This window comes from Alkalinema sp. FACHB-956, from assembly GCF_014697025.1.
In the GTDB taxonomy this organism is placed as follows: domain Bacteria; phylum Cyanobacteriota; class Cyanobacteriia; order Leptolyngbyales; family Leptolyngbyaceae; genus Alkalinema.
Genome location: NZ_JACJRC010000011.1, coordinates 80,434 through 100,685, shown reverse-complemented (window position 1 = coordinate 100,685; position 20,252 = coordinate 80,434). Strand labels below are relative to the sequence as shown.

General features: G+C 48.6%; 21 protein-coding genes. 18 read left to right on the top strand and 3 right to left on the bottom strand.

From position 1 onward, the window contains the following. Positions 1-118: 118 nt before the first annotated feature. The 3 genes from H6G21_RS13785 to cysE form a co-directional block, all read right to left on the bottom strand. Entirely contained in the window at positions 119-391 is a 273-nt protein-coding gene (locus H6G21_RS13785) for a nitrogen fixation protein NifZ (protein ID WP_190573995.1), read from the bottom strand. Then, on the bottom strand, positions 381-1,544 hold the full coding sequence (nifV, locus tag H6G21_RS13780) for a homocitrate synthase (protein WP_190574051.1): 1,164 nt from the start codon (positions 1,542-1,544) through the stop codon (positions 381-383). The genes H6G21_RS13785 and nifV overlap by 11 nt, the downstream gene beginning before the upstream one ends. A gap of 63 nt (positions 1,545-1,607) precedes the next feature. Continuing rightward, on the bottom strand, positions 1,608-2,432 hold the full coding sequence (gene cysE / locus H6G21_RS13775; protein WP_190573994.1) for a serine O-acetyltransferase: 825 nt from the start codon (positions 2,430-2,432) through the stop codon (positions 1,608-1,610). A gap of 1,267 nt (positions 2,433-3,699) precedes the next feature. Between cysE and nifB the strand changes: the two genes are divergently transcribed. The 18 genes from nifB (at position 3,700) to fdxB (ending at position 20,251) form a co-directional block, all read left to right on the top strand. Continuing rightward, positions 3,700-5,238, top strand: a complete 1,539-nt coding sequence (gene nifB / locus H6G21_RS13770; RefSeq protein ID WP_190573993.1) for a nitrogenase cofactor biosynthesis protein NifB — start codon at positions 3,700-3,702, stop codon at positions 5,236-5,238. Positions 5,239-5,269: 31 nt separating this feature from the next. Next, on the top strand, positions 5,270-6,475 hold the full coding sequence (gene nifS, locus H6G21_RS13765) for a cysteine desulfurase NifS (RefSeq protein WP_190573992.1): 1,206 nt from the start codon (positions 5,270-5,272) through the stop codon (positions 6,473-6,475). A 93-nt stretch (positions 6,476-6,568) separates the two neighbouring features. Then, positions 6,569-7,453: a Fe-S cluster assembly protein NifU gene (gene nifU, locus H6G21_RS13760; RefSeq protein ID WP_190573991.1), complete on the top strand. Its 885-nt coding sequence runs from the start codon at positions 6,569-6,571 to the stop codon at positions 7,451-7,453. A 323-nt stretch (positions 7,454-7,776) separates the two neighbouring features. Beyond that, positions 7,777-8,670 carry a nitrogenase iron protein gene (gene nifH / locus H6G21_RS13755; protein WP_190573990.1) on the top strand — a complete coding sequence of 298 codons (894 nt, stop codon included), beginning with the start codon at positions 7,777-7,779 and terminating at the stop codon, positions 8,668-8,670. A gap of 313 nt (positions 8,671-8,983) precedes the next feature. Then, positions 8,984-10,474 carry a nitrogenase molybdenum-iron protein alpha chain gene (gene nifD, locus H6G21_RS13750; RefSeq protein ID WP_190573989.1) on the top strand — a complete coding sequence of 497 codons (1,491 nt, stop codon included), beginning with the start codon at positions 8,984-8,986 and terminating at the stop codon, positions 10,472-10,474. 149 nt (positions 10,475-10,623) lie between these two features. Then, positions 10,624-12,162 carry a nitrogenase molybdenum-iron protein subunit beta gene (gene nifK, locus H6G21_RS13745; RefSeq protein ID WP_190573988.1) on the top strand — a complete coding sequence of 513 codons (1,539 nt, stop codon included), beginning with the start codon at positions 10,624-10,626 and terminating at the stop codon, positions 12,160-12,162. Positions 12,163-12,393: 231 nt separating this feature from the next. Further along, positions 12,394-12,699, top strand: a complete 306-nt coding sequence (locus tag H6G21_RS13740) for a Mo-dependent nitrogenase C-terminal domain-containing protein (RefSeq protein ID WP_190573987.1) — start codon at positions 12,394-12,396, stop codon at positions 12,697-12,699. A gap of 293 nt (positions 12,700-12,992) precedes the next feature. Continuing rightward, positions 12,993-14,366 carry a nitrogenase iron-molybdenum cofactor biosynthesis protein NifE gene (gene nifE, locus H6G21_RS13735; RefSeq protein ID WP_190573986.1) on the top strand — a complete coding sequence of 458 codons (1,374 nt, stop codon included), beginning with the start codon at positions 12,993-12,995 and terminating at the stop codon, positions 14,364-14,366. A gap of 92 nt (positions 14,367-14,458) precedes the next feature. Beyond that, entirely contained in the window at positions 14,459-15,829 is a 1,371-nt protein-coding gene (nifN, locus tag H6G21_RS13730; RefSeq protein WP_190573985.1) for a nitrogenase iron-molybdenum cofactor biosynthesis protein NifN, read from the top strand. 39 nt (positions 15,830-15,868) lie between these two features. Then, the gene (gene nifX, locus H6G21_RS13725; protein ID WP_190573984.1) at positions 15,869-16,264 is read left to right on the top strand and encodes a nitrogen fixation protein NifX; all 396 of its coding nucleotides are present in this window, start codon (positions 15,869-15,871) and stop codon (positions 16,262-16,264) included. 59 nt (positions 16,265-16,323) lie between these two features. Then, positions 16,324-16,803 carry a NifX-associated nitrogen fixation protein gene (locus tag H6G21_RS13720; RefSeq protein ID WP_190573983.1) on the top strand — a complete coding sequence of 160 codons (480 nt, stop codon included), beginning with the start codon at positions 16,324-16,326 and terminating at the stop codon, positions 16,801-16,803. Positions 16,804-16,828: 25 nt separating this feature from the next. Continuing rightward, positions 16,829-17,038, top strand: a complete 210-nt coding sequence (locus H6G21_RS13715; protein ID WP_190573982.1) for a CCE_0567 family metalloprotein — start codon at positions 16,829-16,831, stop codon at positions 17,036-17,038. A gap of 66 nt (positions 17,039-17,104) precedes the next feature. Continuing rightward, positions 17,105-17,437: a nitrogenase-stabilizing/protective protein NifW gene (gene nifW, locus H6G21_RS13710; protein WP_190573981.1), complete on the top strand. Its 333-nt coding sequence runs from the start codon at positions 17,105-17,107 to the stop codon at positions 17,435-17,437. A gap of 199 nt (positions 17,438-17,636) precedes the next feature. After that, the gene (locus tag H6G21_RS13705) at positions 17,637-18,425 is read left to right on the top strand and encodes a ThiF family adenylyltransferase (protein ID WP_190573980.1); all 789 of its coding nucleotides are present in this window, start codon (positions 17,637-17,639) and stop codon (positions 18,423-18,425) included. Positions 18,426-18,868: 443 nt separating this feature from the next. Beyond that, complete coding sequence (locus H6G21_RS13700) at positions 18,869-19,240, top strand: iron-sulfur cluster assembly accessory protein (protein WP_190573979.1); 372 nt, start codon at positions 18,869-18,871, stop codon at positions 19,238-19,240. 114 nt (positions 19,241-19,354) lie between these two features. Next, entirely contained in the window at positions 19,355-19,654 is a 300-nt protein-coding gene (locus H6G21_RS13695) for a 2Fe-2S iron-sulfur cluster-binding protein (protein ID WP_190573978.1), read from the top strand. Between the two features lie 27 nt (positions 19,655-19,681). After that, on the top strand, positions 19,682-19,927 hold the full coding sequence (locus H6G21_RS13690) for a ferrous iron transport protein A (protein WP_190573977.1): 246 nt from the start codon (positions 19,682-19,684) through the stop codon (positions 19,925-19,927). Positions 19,928-19,948: 21 nt separating this feature from the next. Next, on the top strand, positions 19,949-20,251 hold the full coding sequence (fdxB, locus tag H6G21_RS13685) for a ferredoxin III, nif-specific (protein WP_190573976.1): 303 nt from the start codon (positions 19,949-19,951) through the stop codon (positions 20,249-20,251). Position 20,252: the final 1 nt, after the last annotated feature.

Here is a 20,252-nt window from a genome sequence, read left to right as displayed (position 1 = left end):
TACAAATGAATGGGATAGGGATTACCAGGACAAGACTTAACGCTACAAGAATTAATGGGAAAAGAATGAGTCGGACAAACGCTAATGGAACGCTGAATTACCTTCACTCTCCTTGCCTTCAATCACTCTCCTTGCCTTCAATGGCATCTAACTCCTGCCCACGACAGCCGACAATGTAACCTGTACTCAGAAAATGCACAGCGTAGATATAAGCCGTTTGCAAAAAAGTCCCGACACTGATCACGTAGCCCATTTCACCTTTTTTAGCTAACGTGGCTCCAATTTCCTGACCGGGAAATGTGCCATCATTCCGAATCAATTTCCGAACGCGAACCTTTTCGCCAATCTCAAACCGTGGGGGTAAATCCATGGCCAATTCATCAAGTTGCATGGGCGTACGACCTCACTTGGGGAACTAAATTTAATAACTCTTCGATCGAGAGATTGCGTTTCATTTGCGTCGATCGCCGTCGCACCGCTTCGACTAACGATTGCACCTCCTCCGGATTCAGTAACACACCCTGCTGTTGCAGCAAACTCACCACAAGATGGCGACCGGAATGTTTGCCCACGACCAAACGGCGCTCCCAGCCCACATCCTCCGGGGCAAATGGCTCATAGGTGACTGGATTTTGGAGGACTCCGTGGACGTGGATACCGGACTCGTGGACAAAGGTATTTTCTCCCACGATCGCTTTCCAAGGGGGCACCGGACAATTTGAGGCTTTAGCAACCAGGCGAGATAGCTCTAACAAGCGCTTCGTATCCACATGGGTTGATATTCCATAAATACGTTTCAGCGCCATCACCACTTCTTCGATCGCCGCATTGCCTGCCCGTTCACCTAAGCCATTGACTGTCGTGTTAACCGATTTTGCCCCTGCTTGAATCCCTGCCAATGCATTCGCCGTTGCTAAACCTAGATCGTTATGGGTATGCATTTCCACGGGAATTGCGAGATGTTTAACCAAGCGATTAACTTTTTGGTAGGTCGTGAGGGGATCGAGAATGCCCACCGTGTCACAGAAGCGAAATCGAAAGGCTCCCCATTCCTGGGCTAACAATGCCACATCTAACAAAAAGGATTCATCGGCCCGAGAAGAATCTTCGCCGCCGATCGCCACTGACAATCCGCGATCGCGGGCAAATTCAACTACTTCCCGTAACTGATGCAACATCACACGCCACTGGCCATGGAACTTAGCTGCAATTTGTACCTCCGACACCGGAATGGAAATCTGGACCCGTTGCAAACCACAATTGAGCGAAGCCTGTACATCCGCAATTTTTGCGCGGTTCCATCCGAGCAGTTGGGTCTTCAAACCCAATTCCACGATCGATCGAATGGCCGCCGCTTCTTCCTGGCCCATGGCGGGAATTCCTACTTCCAGTTCCGGTACCCCGATCAAGTCTAAAAATGTTGCGATCGCGATCTTTTCCTGAAGATTAAACGCAATTCCAGCGGCCTGTTCTCCATCCCTCAAAGTGGTATCGTTAATGTGAATTATAGTACTGTTACAATCATTGGTATTATCAATCACCATTGATGGTTGAGTTTGTTCCAATAAAGGATTAAGCGTGTAATTCATAGCGATATTGCCAAGCCTCTAGAAGATAGATAAATCAGTCGATTGAGAATCAGCAAGGGTATTGAGATGAAGCAGATCGAGGGCCTGTTCCAACTGCTCCAGCCGATCCACGATCGATCGAATCAGCATCGCCTCTGCATCGATCCAAACTTCTGAATCGCTGGGTTCTGGGTTCAGCCCACTCGCGATCGAACCATTCGCGATCGAACCACTTGCGATCGCTGTTCGATCGTGGGTTAAATGTGGCGCAATCAGACGACTGGGGATCCCCACCGCGATCGAGTGGGCAGGGACATCCTGCAAGACGATTGATCCTGCTCCCACCTTGGCGCAATCGCCAACCTGAATATTGCCTAAAATCGTAGCCCCCGCCCCTAGAACAACGTGAGATCCGATCGTGGGATGGCGTTTGCCCGTTTCTTTGCCCGTTCCCCCCAGCGTCACCCCTTGATAGATGACGGTATAGTCCCCCACGATCGCGGTTTCGCCAATGACGACCCCTAGGCCGTGGTCAATGCAGACTCCTTGCCCCATGACCGCCGCTGGATGGATTTCCACCCCGGTAACCCACCGCGCAAAGTGGGACAGGATACGGGGCAGATAGGGCATCCCACAGCAGTGGAGCCAGTGGGCCATGCGGTGCAGCAAGAGCGCATGAAATCCTGGGTGGCAGAAGAGAACTTCTAGCCAGTGGTGAGCCGAGGGTTCCCGATCGAAGATGATTGTAAAATCTAACTGGATGAGCCGTAAAGCCTGGTGCCAAGATTGCCAACTCGCGTTCCATCGATCTAGGTTGAGTCGATCTAGGCGTAATCGATTGCGATGTAATCGATCGTCAAGCATTTGCGTGAATCCATCCAGATTGAGTCGAACGGGGAAGACTCTACGCTTCACTGGAGTCAACGGAGTAGAGGACTCTATCAGTGGGGGAGGGGATGTCAACTGCCACATAAGCCTGCCACATGAACCTGCCATATGAACCTGCAATATACGCTCTGTAATCGCTGCAATCGCTGCAATCGTTAAGTCCTTTTGCATCTCTTTGCGATCGGTTCGATCTGTTCGATACGTGCCCAAGACTCAGTATCTGAGAGACCATTAAACAGAACGTCTATCTTGCTCCTGCTTATATCAGGTACCCGAGAAACTTGTTCTGAGAAAATATGTATTCAAGCTGATTAAATAATTAGCCTTGTACTCAAGCCTGGAATGTCCCAAGAGAAGGCTAATTGAAATTAATTTCGGGGTGAGGGTCGGGTATTTTTGAGTGGTCGATCGAGTATTTTTAGCCCTAGGTTTGAGTATTCCTGTACTCAGCCTCAAAGCTTGGCCTAGTAAGGAATTACCATGTTTTTTAGGCAATTTTTAGCAGACTTAAACTTGCACTCAAAATCCGCCTTAGTGACTCAAAAATGACTCAAAAATATGCACTCAAACTAAGGTTGAAGATTTTCTAAAGACCCTGCATTTTTATCAGAGTCTTGCCGTATTATAAGGTACAGAATAGGTTCTGTTAAGTTAGATACAAAATCTTGCCTTTGAAACACTTTCTTGGCAAGATAGAAGAGGAAAGTTTGGACTCGATCGCATAGAAGAGGATTACATCAAGATCAATCCTCTCAAGCGAGTAGTTGAGTACTCAATGTTTTCCATCGTTGAATCTATCTAGAATGCCCTCTAGAACTGGATTTAACTGGATTTTAACTGAGTGCAAAAATACCAGGTCCTCTCCCTAATAAATACTCAACCCTCTAGCCAAGAATGCTAGAACCTCTACCCAAATTCTTTTTGGAATGCGCTTCAGGGTAGAGCTTTCAGCATTGAGTAGTTTTTTAATTATCTAATAAATCCCAAGCAAGCTCAACAATATTGCCTGCTTTGAGGGACTGCTATAACTGCTTCATCACACGCGACGCTCAATGCAATCCCGAGCCAAGTGTAATGAGTTCAGGTAATGGGGCTATTCCCTTTTGGTTTGTCTACTCTCTCGACATAATCAGCATTTGACCTGTCTTCAATGGCTCTGGATTTTATCCATCGACGCATTGCTTGATGATTTCCGCCGTTCAATGATTCCGCAGTTATCAGTCCACCGATCCCCGTAGAGTCAATGAAACCCACATCTTCAGGATTGCCCCATCTTTCCGCTACGGAACCTGCTACGGACATTCTGATTACCAAAAACACCGTCAAGGCCAAAGCTGCTTCGAGTCGTTGTGGCTGTACGAGTTCAAATCCGGTTCCTGCGATCGACGATCGTATCAAGCAACGGATTGAAAAGCATCCCTGCTATAGCGAAGAAGCTCACCACCACTATGCGAGAATGCACGTTGCAGTTGCCCCTGCGTGTAATATTCAATGTAACTACTGCAATCGTAAATATGACTGTGCCAATGAAAGCCGTCCAGGGGTGGTCAGTGAACTGTTAACGCCGGAAGAAGCCGCCCACAAAGTCCTCGTCATTGCGGGTAAAATTCCCCAAATGACCGTGCTGGGGATTGCTGGGCCTGGAGATCCCCTCGCCAACCCTGAAAAAACATTCCGTACCTTTGAATTAATTGCAGACAAGGCACCGGATATTAAACTGTGTCTGTCTACCAATGGCTTGATGTTACCTGACTATATCGATCGCATTAAACAACTGAATGTCGATCACGTTACAATTACCATTAACATGGTTGATCCCGAAATTGGGACACAGATCTATCCCTGGGTGCACTATCGCCGTAAACGGTATAAAGGATTGGAAGCTGCCCGCATCCTGCACGAGCGGCAAATGGAAGGCTTACAGGCTTTAAAAGAAGCGGATATCCTTTGTAAGGTCAACTCAGTGATGATTCCGGGGATTAACGATCACCATCTCGTGGAAGTCGATCGGGTGATTCGGGAAAAGGGAGCCTTCCTGCACAACATCATGCCCCTCATTTCCGCACCAGAACATGGAACCCACTTTGGCTTAACTGGACAGCGAGGGCCAACTCCGAAGGAATTGAAAACACTTCAGGATCAATGTGCTGACAGCAACATGAAAATGATGCGTCACTGTCGGCAATGTCGAGCGGATGCCGTCGGCCTCTTGGGCGAAGACCGCAGCCAGGAATTTACCAAAGATAAGTTCATGGAAATGACGCCGCAATACGATCTGGAACTCCGCCAAGAAGTCCATGCAGGCATTGCGAAATTCCGAGAAGAGCTCCAACGGGCTAAGGCTCAGCCCCCTGCGACTCCAGCAGTTCAGGCTAGTCCTAAGGTTTTGGTTGCCGTTGCCACTAAGGGCGGGGGTCTCGTGAATCAACACTTTGGCCATGCTAAAGAATTCATGATCTATGAAGTCGATGCCAACACGGTTCAATTTGTTGGCCATCGCAAGATCGATCATTACTGCCAAAGTGGATACGGCGAAGATGCCACCCTCGAAAATACTATTAAAGCGATCGCAGATTGCAAAGCAATTTTGGTGTCAAAAGTCGGCGAATGTCCCAAGGCCGAGTTACGAGAGGCTGGCCTAGAAGTTGTTGAAGCCTACGACGTGATCGAAAATGTGGCCCGTGAGTTTTACAACAAATTGATCGCGCCTCAATCAATTGCGCCTCAAGAGATCGCACCTCAAGCCTCTCAATCGTTCGTCACAGCAAACCCTGGTTCATAATTCCTCCCCACCCCATTGCGGAGATTGTACGATGACTGTCATTTATCTGGATAACAACGCCACTACCAAAGTCGATCCGGCGGTAATCGATGCTATGTTGCCTTATCTAAGCGAATACTATGGCAACCCATCGTCAATGCACACCTTTGGTGGTCAAGTGGGAAAAGCCATTCGGGATGCCCGATCGCACCTTGCTCAACTGCTTAATGCCGAAGAGTCGGAAATAATTTTCACCAGTTGCGGTACAGAAAGTAATAATACGGCCATCCGCACAGCCCTTGCAGCCCAACCCGATCGCCGTCACATCATCACTACCCAGGTTGAACATCCCTGCGTCTTGAATGTCTGCAAGCAATTTGAAAAACAGGGCTATACCGTCACCTATTTGTCCGTCGATCGGCAAGGACAGATTGATTTACTAGAGTTAGAAGCGGCCATTACTGGCAACACTGCGCTAGTGACCACCATGTACGCCAATAACGAAACGGGTGTGGTCTTTCCCATTGAGCAAATTGGCGCGATCGCTAAAGCGGCAGGGGCTATATTCCATGTGGATGCGGTGCAGGTGGCGGGTAAGTTGCCGCTGTCTATGAAAGATAGCACGATCGATTTATTGACGATTTCCGGCCACAAACTCCATGCGCCTAAAGGAATTGGCGTATTGTACGTCCGACGGGGATTTCGGTTCCGTGCCTTCCTGTTAGGCGGACACCAAGAGCGGGGACGGCGAGCTGGAACGGAAAATGTTCCTGGAATTATTGGTTTAGGGAAAGCTGCTGAGATTGCAAATTTTGAGTTAAAATACATGCATCGCGAAACACGATTGCGCGATCGCTTGGAACAGGGATTACTCAGCCGTATTGCTGATTGTGAAATCAATGGTCATCCCACCCAACGCTTACCAAACACCACTAACATTGGCTTCAAATATATCGAAGGGGAAGCGATCCTCTTTTCCCTCAATCAATACGGTATTTGCGCATCCTCCGGTTCGGCCTGTACCTCTGGCTCCCTAGAGCCCTCCCACGTTTTGCGAGCTATGGGATTACCCTATACCATTTTGCATGGTTCCATTCGCTTTAGTCTCTCCCGATTTACCACGGAGGCAGAAGTCGATCGGGTGCTAGAAGTGATGCCGGGAATTGTGAATCGCCTACGGGAACTGTCTCCCTTTACCAGTGATGCCGCTGGCTGGCTCCAGGAGCGTGATATGACCATTGCAGGTGCAGCCACCTAGCGATTGTAACGTCTATCTCAAATCAATTCCCTTTCTATCTCACCTCGTTAACTTGTTTGATTCATCCAGCATTATTTTCTAGGAAATGCCATCATGTGGGATTATACAGAGAAAGTCCTAGACTTGTTTTATAACCCGAAGAACCAGGGCGCGATCGCCGCAGATAACGAATCTGGCATTGCGGTTGTCTTCGGTGAAGTGGGCAGTATCGCCTGTGGTGACGCCCTTCGACTCCACTTAAAGATCGAAATTGCCCAGGACAAAATCTTGGATGCGCGGTTTCAAACCTTTGGCTGTACCAGCGCGATCGCATCTTCCTCCGCATTGACGGAATTGATTAAAGGCTTGACCTTAGATGAGGCGCTGAAAATTACCAATCGTGAGATTGCCGATTACCTGGGTGGCTTACCAGAAGCTAAAATGCATTGTTCTGTGATGGGTCAGGAAGCCCTCGAAGCCGCCATTTACAAATATCGTGGCATTGAAGTGGAACACCACGAAGAAGAGGAAGGAGCCTTGGTTTGCCGCTGCTTTGGCATCAGTGAACCCAAGATCCGCCGGGTCATTATCGAGAACGATTTAACCACGGTCGAACAGGTTTCCAACTATATCAAAGCGGGGGGTGGCTGTGGTTCCTGTTTAGCAGGTATTGAAGATTTAATTCAAGCCATCCAAGCGGAAAAAGCCGCCACCTCTGCCCGCGTCAATGCCGAACTCGCGATAGTCCTGGACGATCGCCCCTTAACCACACTGCAAAAGATTAATCTCATTCAGCAAGTTCTGACCGAAGAAGTGCGTCCTGTGTTGCTTGCCGATGGAGGGGATGTTGAACTTTACGATGTCAAAGATGATGTCGTTCAGGTCATTCTCAAGGGTGCTTGTGGTTCCTGCTCCTCCAGTACAACTACGTTAAAGATTGCGATCGAGTCTCGGTTAAAGGAACGAGTTCTCCCGAGTTTAGTTGTGGAAGCGGTGTAGTCCCTCTTTGCATCCTAGCCAATTTGCATTCCAGTTAACCATCATCATTCCTCTGATGAAAATGCTCACTAACTGCCAATTAAATCACCCCCGTTGGGGTGAACGAGCACCGCCTATTTCTCCCAAGGCGTGTGATGTTGCCAACCGATGGACGCTGGGGAACGTAACGGACGGTTGATCGTTCCCCATTTCCTCCCCTGTAGCTTTGACTGTTTTTTGTTTTTGTGGCTTGTCTTTTGTATCTCGTTTTTGCTTACTGATCGGTTACGGCTTTACAGCATTGCTATCTATTGTCTCTATCCATACCGAAGTAGGAGAATTCCATGACTGACAATATTCGTCAAATTGCGTTTTACGGTAAAGGTGGGATTGGTAAGTCCACCACCTCGCAGAACACGATCGCAGGGTTGGCAGAACTGGGCGAACGCATCATGATTGTAGGATGCGACCCCAAGGCGGATTCCACTCGTTTGATGTTGCACAGCAAAGCACAGACCACCATTCTGCACCTGGCAGCAGAACGCGGCGCAGTAGAAGACCTGGAATTGGATGAAGTCCTGCTCACGGGCTATCAAGGGGTGAAATGTGTGGAATCCGGTGGGCCTGAACCTGGTGTCGGCTGTGCGGGTCGAGGCATTATTACCGCCATCAACTTCCTGGAAGAAAATGGTGCCTATGAAGACCTCGACTTCGTCTCCTATGACGTGTTAGGGGACGTTGTCTGTGGTGGTTTTGCAATGCCGATTCGGGAAGGCAAAGCCCAGGAAATTTACATTGTCTGCTCTGGTGAAATGATGGCGATGTATGCTGCCAACAACATTGCCCGAGGCATTCTGAAATACGCCCACTCCGGTGGGGTGCGCCTAGGCGGTCTGATCTGTAATAGCCGTAAGGTCGATCGGGAAATTGAACTGATTGAAGCCTTGGCTGAAAAGCTGAATACTCAGATGATTCACTTTGTGCCCCGCGACAATGTGGTGCAACATGCTGAACTGCGCCGGATGACGGTGATTGAGTATGCACCGAATTGCGATCAAGCCAACGAATATCGTGCCCTGGCTCGGAAAATCAAAGATAACACCAACCTGACCATTCCCACCCCCATTACCATGGATGAACTGGAAGAACTGTTGGTGGAATTCGGAATCCTGGGTGGTGAAGAAGAATACCTCAAGGCGATTCAGTCCGATGGAACTAAAGTGCCGACTTTGGTGTAACGCTGAGATCCCATGCTGAGGTGTTATGCTGAGGCGTCCTGCTGAGGCATTCGTCCTGAGACTCGTCCTATAACTCCACTGGTTAAACTCCGTCTGTTGTGGGATTGGTTGCATAAAATTAATTGTGTTGCTATCCAATCCCACTTCTTTGCCCTACATTTGACGATCGTAGTTTTCCCATTTCTTAGTTTTCCCATTTCTTAGTTTTCCTATTTCTTTCACTTCTGTTTTTTCACTTCCGTTTCTTTCACTTCAGTATTGCCTGCTTTCTTCCAACTACTCTCTCCCAATCTAGCTATTACGAGGAGACATTATGACCCCTGCTGCATCCCCGGCACTAGATCAAGATACAACTGTTCAGCCTGAAGTAGACCCTAAAGCCTTAATTCAAGAGGTTCTAGAAGCCTATCCTGATAAAGCTCAGAAAAAGCGGGCCAAGCACCTCAACGTTTACGAAGAAGGTAAATCGGATTGTGGGGTGAAGTCCAACATCAAATCGGTTCCTGGAACGATGACCACCCGAGGGTGTGCCTACGCAGGCTCTAAGGGCGTGGTTTGGGGGCCAATTAAGGATATGGTGCACATCAGCCATGGCCCCGTGGGATGTGGCTATTACTCCTGGTCTGGACGACGGAACTACTACATCGGAACCACAGGGATTGATTCCTTTGGTACGATGCAGTTCACCTCTGATTTCCAAGAACGCGATATCGTGTTTGGTGGGGATAAGAAACTGGCCAAACTCATTGACGAAATTGAAGCGCTGTTTCCCCTCAACCGTGGCATTTCCATCCAATCCGAATGCCCGATCGGGTTAATTGGAGATGATATTGAAGCAGTCGCGAAGAAGAAAGCTAAAGACACCGGGAAAACCGTGGTTCCTGTCCGTTGTGAAGGCTTCCGAGGTGTTTCCCAATCCCTCGGCCACCACATCGCCAACGACACCATCCGGGACTGGGTATTTCCCAAGTCGGACAAGGCCAAAAAAGAAGGCACCCTGGGCTTTGAACCGGGGCCCTATGATGTGGCAATTATTGGGGACTACAACATTGGGGGGGATGCTTGGTCAAGCCGTATTCTGCTAGAAGAAATTGGCCTGCGTGTAGTAGCCCAATGGTCTGGGGATGGGACGCTGAATGAGATGATGTTGACCCCCAGCGTTAAACTCAATCTGGTACACTGCTACCGCTCCATGAACTACATTAGCCGCCACATGGAAGAAGCCTATGGGATTCCCTGGTTGGAATACAACTTCTTCGGCCCCACCAAAATTGCGGAATCGCTGCGAGAAATTGCATCCAAATTTGATGAAACCATTCAGGCCAACGCAGAAGCCGTCATTGCAAAATACCAAGCCCAAACGGATGCGGTTATCGCCAAATATCGATCGCGCCTAGAAGGTAAAACCGTAGCACTCATGGTGGGTGGACTGCGTCCCCGCCACGTGGTTCCTGCCTTCCAAGACCTGGGGATGAAACTGGTGGGAACGGGCTATGAATTTGGTCATAACGATGACTACAAGCGCACGACCCATTACGTAGAAAACGGCACCTTGATTTACGATGATGTCTCGGCCTATGAGTTTGAGCAGTTTGTTAAAGCCCTGCAACCGGATCTGATTGCCTCTGGGATTAAAGAGAAATACGTCTTCCAGAAAATGGCCCTCCCCTTCCGCCAAATGCACTCCTGGGACTACTCTGGCCCGTACCACGGCTATGACGGATTTGCCATCTTTGCCCGTGATATGGATTTGGCCCTGAATAGCCCAACCTGGAGCTTAATTGGTGCCCCTTGGCAAAAGTAGCAGCCTGTTCTGAAGCTCTTTTCTGAAGCTCTTATTCTGAAGCTCTTGCCCTAGAGCCTTTGTAACTCTTGTAACCCTTGTAGCCATCGATCGTAGCCCCTGCCCTTTCCTCACCCTCGACGCCCACGCTCAAACTTGGAGAACCCATTATGGCTCAAAATGACATCAACCAAATTAAGGATCACGCGGAACTGTTTCACCAACCGGAATATCAAGACCTCTTTCAAGCTAAGAAAGCTTTTGAAGGCGGCCACGATCCTGAAGAAGTCCAGCGCATAGCAGAGTGGACTAAAACCTGGGAATATCGCGAACAGAACTTTGCTCGTACATCCCTAACGGTTAATCCGGCTAAAGCTTGCCAACCCCTTGGTGCAATCTTAGCAGCGGTGGGATTTGAAGCGACTCTACCCTTTGTCCATGGTTCCCAGGGTTGTGTGGCCTATTTCCGTAGCCATTTCACCCGCCATTTCAAAGAACCCTTTTCTGCGGTTTCCTCTTCCATGACCGAAGATGCGGCGGTCTTCGGGGGCTTAAAAAACTTAGTGGAAGGGCTGGCAGTCTCCTACAACCTGTATAAGCCCAAAATGATTGCCATGTGTACGACTTGTATGGCAGAGGTGATCGGCGACGATTTACAAGCGTTCATCAAAACGGCTAAGGAAGAAGGTGCCGTTCCCCAAGAGTTTCCTGTGCCCTATGCCCATACACCTAGCTTTGTGGGGTCGCATATCACTGGATACGACAACATGATGAAGGGGATTCTAACCAACCTGACTGCGGGTAAAAAGCAAGAAACCAGCAATGGCAAGGTGAACTTGATTCCTGGGTTTGAAACCTATGTCGGCAACTTGCGCGAAATTAAGCGGATTGCAGGGCTGATGGGGGTTGACTATACGCTGTTGGCGGATAACTCAGATTACCTAGACTCGCCCAACACCGGGGAATATAACATGTATCCCGGCGGCACCAAGCTGGAAGAGGCCGCAGATTCAATCAACGCAGAAGCCACGATCGCGCTCCAAGCCTACTCCACCAGCAAAACCCGCGAATACATAGACAATGAGTGGCAGCAAAAAACCTATGTGGCTCGCCCCGTGGGCATTCGGGGGACGGACGAATTTTTGATGAAGCTCTCAGCCCTGACAGGAAAACCCATTCCGAAGGAATTGGAAGAGGAACGGGGACGCGCAGTGGATGCCTTAACCGATTCCCAGGCGTGGCTCCACGGTAAACGGATTGCGATGTATGGCGATCCCGATCTGATGGTTGGGTTAACCCAATTCCTGTTGGAAATTGGTGCGGAACCTGTTCACATTGTGGTTACCAATAGCAATGACGCCTTTGAAAAAGAGCTACGATCGCTGTTGGATTCCAGTCCCTTTGGTCAAGGGGCTACGATCCATGGTGGGCGTGATCTATGGCATATGCGTTCTTTGCTGTTCACGGAACCCGTTGACCTGCTGATTGGGAATTCCTATGGGAAATACCTCTGGCGGGATACCAAGACTCCCATGGTTCGCATTGGCTATCCTATCTTCGATCGCCACCATCTCCACCGTTATGCTACCTATGGCTATCAAGGTACGATTAACTTGCTCAACTGGGTTGTGAATACCTTACTGGATGAACTCGATCGGAATACGATCATTCCTGCGAAGACTGATATTTCCTACGATCTCATCCGTTAATCTCGTTGGAATGTCGTTACATCTTGTATCGGACTATCAACCTAATCGTTATGAATTTGTAAGTTGTTAATTTGTTTAATTTATCCATCATTGGTTAACTCTGTAACAAATTAACTGGCGTGATCAGATCAATAATGGGTGAGTGATCAGATGAATGATTCATTAGAGATTGAAAAGCAATCTAATTCTCGCTTCACTCGCCCTCTCTTTCCTCTTTTCTGGATACTTGCCATGGCAACACTAACCCATCGTGCCCTCAGTTATCGGAGACATCCTACCCTTGATCCTTGGTTCCCCATACGTCAATGGATCAACCAGCTAGAAGTTTCCAGCGATCGTATAGCCCACTTGATTTGTCGCTTAATTCCCTGCACTTGTCCTTTTGAACGGACTTTTACGTTATTCGGCCAATCCATCCATATTCCGCCGCTTTGTAAACTGAACCCACTCTATAACGAACTCGTTTTCCTGCGCTTCCGTGCCCTTAGTTATCTCTCAGATATTTGCGGTGAAGATATTACCCCCTATATTTGCTAACGGTATTTCTATTGACTAGCAATTGACTAGCAATTGACTAACGATTGACTAACAATTTGCGTAACTATCACTCAATGCAGTGATTTATAGCGTGCAGTGACAATAACACAGGATTAGTCAGTTACTGCCTCTAATGATTTCATAAGTTACTCTACATCTAATCTAACGCTTCATCGAATCTATTGCTAATCTAAAAATTAAAGTAATCATTCCATCTTTGCATCACTCTTTCCACGCTTGCTTTCCACGCTTGCTTTCCACACTGGGTAAACTTTCCATCCTCCCCTCCTCCTATGAAACTCACTCAAGGCAAAATTAACGAACTGTTGAGCGAGTCTGCTTGTGAACATAATCACAAGAAGGATCACCAAGGTAAACACAAATCTTGTAAGCAACAGGCTCAACCGGGTGCGGCCCAAGGAGGATGCGCCTTTGATGGAGCCATGATCGCCCTAGTCCCGATCTCCGATGCAGCCCATTTAGTCCACGGCCCGATCGCCTGTGCAGGTAATTCCTGGGGGAGCCGAGGCAGTCTATCTTCTGGGCCGACCATTCATAAAATGGGGTTCACGACGGATCTGAACGAAAATGATGTTATTTTTGGTGGTGAAAAGCGTCTCTACAAGGCGATTTTAGAAATTCACCAGCGCTATCAACCCGCCGCTATTTTTGTCTATTCCACCTGTGTCACGGCTCTGATTGGCGATGATCTGAATGCGGTCTGTCAAAAGGCAGCGGAGAAAACGGAAACACCTGTGATTCCAGTTCATTCTCCCGGTTTTGTCGGCAGTAAAAACTTGGGCAATCGCCTGGGGGGAGAGGCGCTATTGGAGTACGTTGTCGGAACCCGAGAACCCGAAGTCACCACTCCCTACGACATTAATCTAATCGGTGAATACAATATTGCTGGGGAACTGTGGAACGTCTTGCCATTGTTTGAGCAACTAGGAATCCGAGTCTTGGCACAAATTACGGGGGACGGTCGCTATCACGATATTGCTTGCGCCCACCGGGCCAAGCTGAATGTGATGATTTGTTCCAAAGCCTTGATTAACATGGCTCGGAAAATGGAAGAACGCTATGGGATTCCCTACATCGAAGAATCGTTCTATGGTGTGGAAGACATGAACCATTGCCTGCGCACCATTGCTAAAACGATCGGCGATCGAGATTTGCAACAGCGGATTGAACAACTGATTGCCACTGAAATGGATCAGCTGAATCAAGCCCTAGTTCCCTACCGACAGCGGCTGAAAGGCAAGCGCATCGTTCTTTACACGGGTGGGGTCAAAAGCTGGTCAATCATTTCTGCCGCCAAAGATCTCGGGATGGAAGTCTGCGCCACCAGCACCAAAAAAAGTACCGAAGAAGACAAAGCCCGTATTCGATCGTTCCTGGGAAAAGATGGGATCATGATGGAGAAAGGGAATGCCCAGGAACTCCTGCGGGTGATTGACCAGACGAAGGCTGATATGTTGATTGCGGGTGGCCGGAACCAATATACCGCTCTGAAAGCTCGCATTCCCTTCCTCGACATCAATCAGGAGCGCCACCATCCCTACGCCGGTTATCAGGGACTGATTGAAATGGCTCGGGAACTGGACGAGGCGCTCTATAGCCCGGTTTGGCAACAAGTTCGGCAACCTGCCCCCTGGGAAGTGTCTTAAGTTATCGAATCCCCAAGCAATGTGTGATTGCATCGCTTGAGTGCAAGTACTGTCTGAATTCTCTCATCACCTTCCATCATCGGACAACTCCAATGGCAACAATCACCACTCCCACCAAATCCGTCGCCGTCAATCCGCTCAAACAGAGTCAACCCCTAGGAGCCGCGATCGCGTTCTTAGGTTTGAAGGGCGTGATGCCCCTATTCCACGGTTCCCAGGGTTGCACAGCGTTTGCTAAAGTCGTCCTAGTGCGTCATTTCCGGGAAGCCATCCCCCTTGCCACCACGGCCATGACGGAAGTGAGCACAATTTTAGGGGGAGAAGACAACGTAGGAGCCGCCATTCTAACCTTGGTGGAGAAAGCCCAGCCAGAAATCATTGGTCTATGTACCACAGGCTTAACCGAAACTCGCGGGGATGATATGGAACGGATTCTCAAATCCTTTCGTGAGGAACATCCTGAACTGAATCATTTACCGATCGTGTCTGTTGCCACACCGGATTTTAAAGGTGCTTTGCAGGATGGTTATGCAGCGGCTGTCGAGAGTATTGTTAGTACCATTCCAACAATTACTGCAACAATTACTGCCAAGTCTTCGATCGAGCCATCCCCCAACCAAGTTGTGATTCTTGTCAGTGCGGCTTTTGGGCCGGGTGATGTGCAAGAAATTAAAGAAATCGTTTCTGCGTTTGGCCTATCCCCCATTGTGATCCCAGATTTGTCCCTCTCACTCGATGGGCACCTGGGGGATACCTATAGTGCTGTGACGGCAGGAGGGACAACCTTAGAACAATTGCAAAGCGTGGGTAATTCAGTGTTTACCATTGCCCTTGGAGACAGTATGCGGGGGGCTGCGGAAATTTTGCAGAAACAACTGGGGATTCCCTACGAAGTCTTTCCTCACCTCACTGGATTGAGGGCGGTGGATGAATTTCTGCAAGCGTTGATGGATTTAAGTGGCCTCTCTGTGCCTCAGCCGTATCTCCACCAGCGCCGTCAGCTTCAGGATGCCATGCTGGATACACATTTCTTCTTTGGGCGTAAGCGAGTTGCCCTTGCCTTAGAACCGGATTTACTGGCAACTATCACGCAATGGCTGCTGTCCATGGGGGCAGAAATCCATGCCGCTGTCACTACGACAAAATCGCCTTTGCTGCAAACCTTGCCGATCGAAACGGTGGTCATTGGTGATTTAGAAGACTTTGAGCAGTTGGCAGGGGGGGCAGATTTATTGATTGGTAATTCCAATGTAGCCCCGATCGCCCGTCGGTTGAATATTCCCCTCTATCGTCTAGGGTTTCCCGTTTTCGATCGCCTGGGCAATGGCCAAAAATGTACGGTGGGCTATCGCGGAACGACCCAACTGCTGTTTGAGGTTGGCAATTTATTTTTAGAACAAGAGGAGGCCCATAGCCCTACGATATCCAGCGCCCCACCGCATTCCAATTCGCAGAAAGCTTAGCAAGTTAATCCTCAGGAAAAAATAGCTCAGGAGAACACCATGAAAATTGCCTTTACCACCCACGATCGCGCCCATATTAATGCTCACTTTGGTTGGGCGAAAACGATCGATGTCTATGATGTCTCGCCCAAGGGTTACGAATTTTTGGAAACGCTGTGGTTCGATGGCAATCTTCAAGAAGATGGCAATGAGGACAAGCTGGTTCCCAAAATTGAAGCGCTCCAAGATTGCACGATCGTGTATGTATCAGCGATCGGTGGGAGTGCTGCTGCTCGCTTAATTAAGCAACGCATCACGCCCATCAAGGCTCAATCGGAGGATCAGGAAATCACTGAAGTCTTAGACAAACTGGTCACAACGCTCAATGGTAATCCTCCCCCTTGGTTACGCAAAGCCTTACAACAACAATCATCTACATTAGATGATCTGGACTAGATATAACCGGACACAGCAATCACAACACAACTTGAAACTATTAAGGAATCCCTAACTCCATGACTAGCAATACTGCACCTGTCACCACACTAGATGCTTCAGAATTGCTCAACAGCCCCTTTTTGAAAGCGATCGCTCAGCAAATTCGCGCCAATGATGCCTATGGCACTTACCGCAACTGGCCCGATGAACTGCTCCTGAAACCCTACGTGGTCACCAAAGCCCAAAAGCGGGAAATTTCCGTGGAGGGTGAGGTTGATCCCATCACCCAAGGGCGGATTCTCGCGTTCTATCGGGCGGTTGCCTATCAAATTGAAGTGGAAACGGGGGCTCTGTCCCAAGTGGTGATTGACCTGAGCCATGAAGGGTTTGGTTGGGCTTTGGTCTTTTCCGGTCGCCTCTTGCTAGTCTCTCGAACCCTGCGAGATGCCCAACGGTTTGGGTTTGAGTCCCTAGAGAAACTCGCGATCGAAGGTGACAAGCTCATTGCAGCGGGTGTGACCCTAGCTCAGCGGTTTCCTGAGGTCAGAACTCTGTAGAGGATGAGAGGAATTACAAACCATCATGACGACTCCAACCGCAACCGATCTGCAAGCCCAAATTAAAAGGCTCAACAGCAAAGCAGGGCAACTCAAAATGGATTTGCATGATCTCGCAGAAGGTTTACCTACGGACTACGATCGTCTGATTGAAGCGGCGACCACCACGTACGAGATTTATCATCAGATCCATCAGCTCAAACAACAGCTCAAGCAACTGGAAGCATTGGCATAATTCCGACACTATTATTCGACATCATTAGCACTTACGGGAGTAATTGAAGAAATGGGAGCCAGCACGATGAGTAAAACCCTTGCCGACTTTCACCAACTGACTGAAACGGAACAGTATTTTGAGTTTTTTGATTTGCCCTACGATCCCGTCGTGGTGAATATCAATCGCCTGCATATTCTCCAGAAGTTTTCTAATCTATTGCGGGAACGCCAAACCGTGCTGGCAGAACTGATTGCCGCCGCCGCCAATGAAGCCCAGATTCTAGAGCAATATCGTGGTGCCTTTCAACAAGCCTACGAACTGTTTCTGGATTCTAATGCCTTAGAGCAGAAGCTCTTTAAAGTCTTCCACGAAAAGCCCCCCAATATTGTTTTGCTCTCAGAAATTGGGCAAAGCTAATACCTCATCTCATTGGTGATTGCAAGCCAGAATGATTCCCCTCAATCTCCTTGATTACGGGTGTCTTTAAGGGAATTTGTCTAAATTCCCCCCCTTATTAAGGGGGACTAGGAGGGATCGGATCTGTGGCCTTGATCAGTCAATTGGGGATTCGATAATCTTCAGGGAATTGCTAGAAGAAACAGCGGGGAGAACTCCAGTGGAACCATTGACGCCAACAGAAATTGAACGCTATCGTCGCCAAATCATGTTAAGTGGATTTGGTGAAGAGGCTCAACAAAAACTGAAACAAGCCACTGTACTTGTGACAGGAGTGGGTGGCTTAGGTGGCACGGCGGCGCTGTATTTAGCGGTGGCAGGCGTCGGGAAACTGGTCTTGCTGCGGGGCGGAGAGCTGCGGTTAGATGACATGAATCGTCAAGTCCTGATGACCGATGATTGGGTGGGGCAACCTCGGGTGTTTAAGGCTCAGAAAACGCTGCAATCTATCAATCCCGATATCCAAGTGGATGCGATTTGTGATTATGTCACTGCGGAGAATGTGGATGATCTGGTTCGATCGAGTGATCTTGTCCTCGACTGTGCCCACAATTTTGTGGAACGGGATTTGCTGAATGCTGCCTGTGTCCGTTGGGGGAAGCCGATGGTGGAAGCGGCTATGAATGATATGGAAGCTTATCTCACTACGATCGTGCCGGGATTAACCCCTTGTCTGTCCTGTCTGTTTCCCGAAAAACCCGATTGGGATAAGCGTGGATTTGGGGTTCTAGGGGCGGTTTCGGGCACGTTAGCCTGTCTCACAGCCCTGGAAGCCATTAAGGTCATTACAGGCTTTGGCCAGCCCTTGTTTAATCAACTGTTAACGATGGATCTGGCAAGAGCTGATTTTGCTAAGCATCGCCCTTACCATGATCCTAATTGTCCGGTTTGTGGCGATCGGAGTCGGCATTTGGAAGGATTTTCCCAGCCAGTTGTTAGGCAAGTCTAGAAAGTGGGTTTGAGAGAGACAATTTCAGCAGACTTTCTGGATGACCATGAGAATCACTGAACCTTCATGAGGCCGTTTATGGGAACCATCCTATCACTGCTCACGCTATCCATTTTTGCGGTTTCAATGACCCAAAAATCTCTGAGTCCAACTATTTGTTTACCTGTTTCAATCATCTGCCAGTTTTATCTTTTCCTAAGCTTGTTCTATTCTCCCGTTATCGTTAAGATTTTGATTATCTCTACAATTCTAGTGATGTTTATTCCTTTACCGCACTCCGGGTTACAGAAACGTCGGTACATCCGGTTTTAGTTGAGTAGACGCGGCCTGTAGGAAATAGTTCGGCCACTTCCCGAATTTTTCATCTCCCGAATTTCCTATTCCCGAACTTTCCCCTTCCAAAATTTTCCACTGTCCTATTCGTTGAGACTTTGAGGCAATCCATGCTAGTTAACATGACAGAAATCGCTGAACTACGATTACGTGCCTTTGTTCAGAGTGCTAATGCGGTTCCTGATGCTCCGCTGAAGCGTGTCCGTTTGTCTATTCAAGATGGTGGCTGTAGCGGCTATCAATACGGCTTAGACATTGCACCTCCGCAACCCGATGACATTGTAGTAGAGCAAGGTAAGTTACAAATTTACCTCGATCGGCAAAGCGCATCACTCTTAGATGGCGTGGTGATTGATTATGTCGAGGGGTTGACGCAAAGCGGATTCAAGTTTAGCAACCCCAATGCCACCGAAACCTGTGGCTGTGGTCAATCGTTTAAAGCTGGAGATTGTTCCCCAGCGGGGGTTTCCTGCCAGTCCTAGGGGCATCCAGTGCCAATGCTTAATTCAGCAACTGTAGGAAGAGATTGTAGGCAGCAATTGTAGAAAGAGATTGTAGAAAGAGATTGTAGAAAGAGATTGTAGGAGATTACAACCATGGCAACCTATCAAGTCCATTTAATCAATAAAAAACACGCGATCGACATCACCTTTCCTGTCAGTGATGGGACAACGATTCTCGAAGCGGCTGAAGAACAAGGCATCGAGCTGCCTTCATCCTGTCAATCCGGTTCCTGTTCGAGTTGTGTGGGTAAAGTGGTGGAAGGTGAATTGGATCAGGCGGATCAAGTCTTTTTAGACGATGACCAAATGGCCAAGGGCTTTGCTCTCCTCTGCGTCGCCTATCCCCGATCGGATTGCACGATTCGAACCCACCAAGAGCCTTATCTTGTCTAAGTCTACCTCCCCTTAACACAGTGCACCATGACAGATCTTCTTTACCCCTTAAAGCAATTGAAAGTTGGAGAGCGGGCAGTTATTGCAAAACTGCACCAGGCCAACGATTATACCCACCGGAAGCTGAAAACCCTAGGGCTCACCTTGGGTAAAACCATTACCCTGGAACAAAACTTTCCCCGCTATATCATTCGGCTAGGTTCAAATCGAGTTCCTCTCAGTCCTGAACTACTTTCCGTTGTTTCCGTTCGCATTACCAATCGCATTTCTTAACTGGATGAGGAACCATCAACTATGACGACACTGACAGGCTTAACCTTTGGTCGAAAAGTTTGGATCCCACAGTTTGTTCAGGCGATTAATCAAGAAAAATGCATTGGCTGTGGTCGATGTTTTAAAGTCTGTGGAAGGGATGTTTTGCAGCTGAGAGCCCTGAATGAAGAGGGAGAGTTTGTCGAAAATGAGGACGACGACGAAATTGAACGCAAAGTCATGACGATCGCCCATGCTGACAATTGCATTGGCTGTCAGGCTTGTAGTCGAGTCTGCCCCAAAAATTGCTACACTCACCAAGCCCTAGCGAATAGCCTGAACTAAT